The organism is Rhizomicrobium sp. (assembly GCF_056722145.1).
Genome location: NZ_JBWZET010000174.1, coordinates 1 through 2,652, shown reverse-complemented (window position 1 = coordinate 2,652; position 2,652 = coordinate 1). Strand labels below are relative to the sequence as shown.

The following is a 2,652-nucleotide window of genomic DNA, read 5'->3' as shown; positions in this document are numbered from 1 at the left end:
CATCGAGCGGGGGTTTTCGCACCCTGTCTCCGCAATCCTTTACAAGGCCCCAGGGCAATCCGCTGTCGCTGTGGCTTACAGTCATTCTTTCGACAATATGTTATCACATATTTACAGTGTTTTATTTGTTGGCACAACGATTGCATAAGGTGACTCGGCGCAAGCAACCCACCGGCCGGGAGAGGCCGGATGCCTTCATGGCATTTCCGATCGCTGCACGCACAGAGGAGCATTAGTAGAGTGAGCATCAAGAAAACTGTTGTCCGCAAGATCGTGGCGGTTGCCGCGCTGGCGGTTGCCGCGGCAGCGAGCCCGGCGTCGGCTTCGAACTACACATACATGACCGGCAGCTCAAATCCGTGGTCTCAGACGACGGAAGACACGTCGATGGACCTCGCTTTCGGCGTGGGGAACTGGACCAAGGTCAACGGCTTTTCCACCTCGGTCTTCTCGTCGCCGCAGAGCCTGATCTACATCGATGGTGGTGACGGGATCTCAGCCGAATTCAACGCCTTTGTCTCGGCGAACCTGTCTACGATCACCAGCTACGTCGCCAGCGGTGGCCACGTTCTGATCAACGCGGCTCGGTGGGACCAACCCGACCTCAATACGGGCTTCGGCACGAGCCTCACCGCGGGTTACAGCTCGACCGGCGCACTCACGGCGGACGGGATCGCGGCCGGGCTTGGTGGCCTTGGCGCCGGAAATTCCTGGACGGGTGATTGGTTCTCGCACGATGTGGCCAGTGGTGTGACCACTTGCTATGTCACCGGTTCGGCGGGCTGCGTATTCGGAACGGTCGGCAACGGCTTGTACCTGGGCGGCCAGACGGCGCCATACTACCAGTCGACCGGAGGCTCGCAACTGTTCGCCAACGAGCTGAAGCTCGCGGCCGGTTCAGTGCCGAGCGCGGTTCCCGAGCCTTCGACCTGGGCGTTGATGCTCATGGGGTTCGGTATGGTCGGCGCGGCGTTGCGTCGCAAGATCGTGGGCGCGGGCAAGCTCGCTCACGCCTGATCGCGCGCAAAGCGCAACGAAACACCGCCGGCCGGAAGGTCGGCGGTGTTTTCGCGTGCGTGATCCGCGCCGAGGTGTTCGGAAAATCGAAATTGCGGTGCGAAATTAAGCGAAATTACGACGACAAGTGTGGTGGACTGCACCCCGCCAATGACACACGCTGATTGAGTGGTGACAGGCGATGCCGCGGGCGGTCCCCCTCCCCGCCTGCGGGGAGGATCAGCGGGTGGCGAGGACGGAGGCCACCTTGTCGCAGATCTGCTGGACCGAGAACGGCTTGCCGAGGAACTGCGCGTCGGCGATGTCGATTTCGCGGCGGAGTTGTTCCTCGGCGTGGCCGGACATGAACAGCACCGGCAGCGCGGGCGCGCGCTGACGGATGGCGCGGACCATGGCCGGGCCGTCCATGCCGGGCATGACCACGTCGCTGAGCACCAGGTCGAACAGCGGTTCGCCGCTTTCGAGGCGCTCGGCAAGGCGGTCGAGGCCTTCCTCGCCGTCGCGGGCCAAGGTGACGGTGTAGCCGGCGCGGGTGAGCGCGCGTTCGGCGACCATGCGCACCGAATCCTCGTCCTCGACCAGCAGGATGGTGCCGCCGCCGGCCCATTGCGTGGGCGCCTCGGCGGGCTTGCGGGGCGGCTTCGCTTCGCCGGGCGTGGCCTGGTGGACCGGCAGGTAGATGCTGAAACGGGCGCCGCGCTCGGGCTTGTCAGTGGCGTTACGCGGCTTGTGGGCGATGTTGTCGGCGAAGATGAAGCCGCCCGATTGCTTGACGATGCCGTAGACGGTGGAAAGGCCGAGGCCGGTGCCCTTGCCCATTTCCTTGGTGGTGTAGAACGGCTCGAAGATCTTGGGCAGCACTTCATCCGGGATGCCGCCGCCGGTGTCCTCGACCACCAGCGCGGTATAGTCGGCGATCGGCAGGATGTCGCTGCGCATCGCGCGCACGTCGGCGGCGGTGACGCGGCGGGTCGAGATGCGGACCCGGCCGCTGCCGTCGCCGCCGGGGCGCGCGGCGAGTCCGGGCTTGGCGCCCGCCTTCTGGCCGGTGTCCTGGATCGCGTCGCGGGCATTGACCGCGAGGTTGACGATCACCTGCTCAAGCTGGGTCGGGTCGGCGCGGACCGGGCCGAGATCGCGGTCGTGCGTGACTTCGAGCGCGATCTTCTCGCCGATCAGCCGCTTGAGCATCTGCGAGACTTCGGAGACGACATCGGGCAGTTGCAGCACTTCCGGGCGCAGCGTCTGCTGGCGCGAGAACGCGAGCAGGTGGCGGGTGAGCGAGGCGGCGCGGTTCGAGCTGGCGCGGATCTGCTGGATGTCGTCGTAGTCGCTGTCCCCCGGCATGTGGCGCAGCAGCATGAGGTCGCAAGTCCCGATGATCGCGGTCAGCACGTTGTTGAAATCGTGCGCGACCCCGCCGGCAAGCTGGCCGACCGCCTGCATCTTGGTGGCCTGCGCGACCTGGCGCTTGAGCCGGGTTTCCTCGCTGGTGTCGGCAAGGCTGAGCAGCACGGTCGCCTCCCCCAGCCCGCGCACCGAGGCGAGGCTGAGCGCGACCGGCTCGTCGGGCTGGGCGACGAGCCGCACCGCAATGTCGCCGGCGCTGCCCGAGCCCTGGCCGAAGCGGCGCAC

2 protein-coding genes are annotated in these 2,652 nt (G+C 66.0%); one reads left to right on the top strand and one right to left on the bottom strand.

Going from position 1 to position 2,652, the window contains the following annotated elements; all coding sequences use genetic code 11:
* The first annotated feature begins 240 nt into the window (after positions 1-240).
* A complete protein-coding gene (locus AC1P6P_RS09250) occupies positions 241-1,017 on the top strand; it encodes a PEPxxWA-CTERM sorting domain-containing protein (RefSeq protein ID WP_481402154.1) in 777 nt (258 codons plus the stop codon).
* Positions 1,018-1,236: 219 nt separating this feature from the next.
* On the opposite strand, the gene AC1P6P_RS09245 is transcribed toward AC1P6P_RS09250, so the two are convergent.
* Positions 1,237-2,652: response regulator (locus tag AC1P6P_RS09245; protein ID WP_481402153.1), on the bottom strand; the 1,416-nt coding region annotated here is incomplete at its 5' end.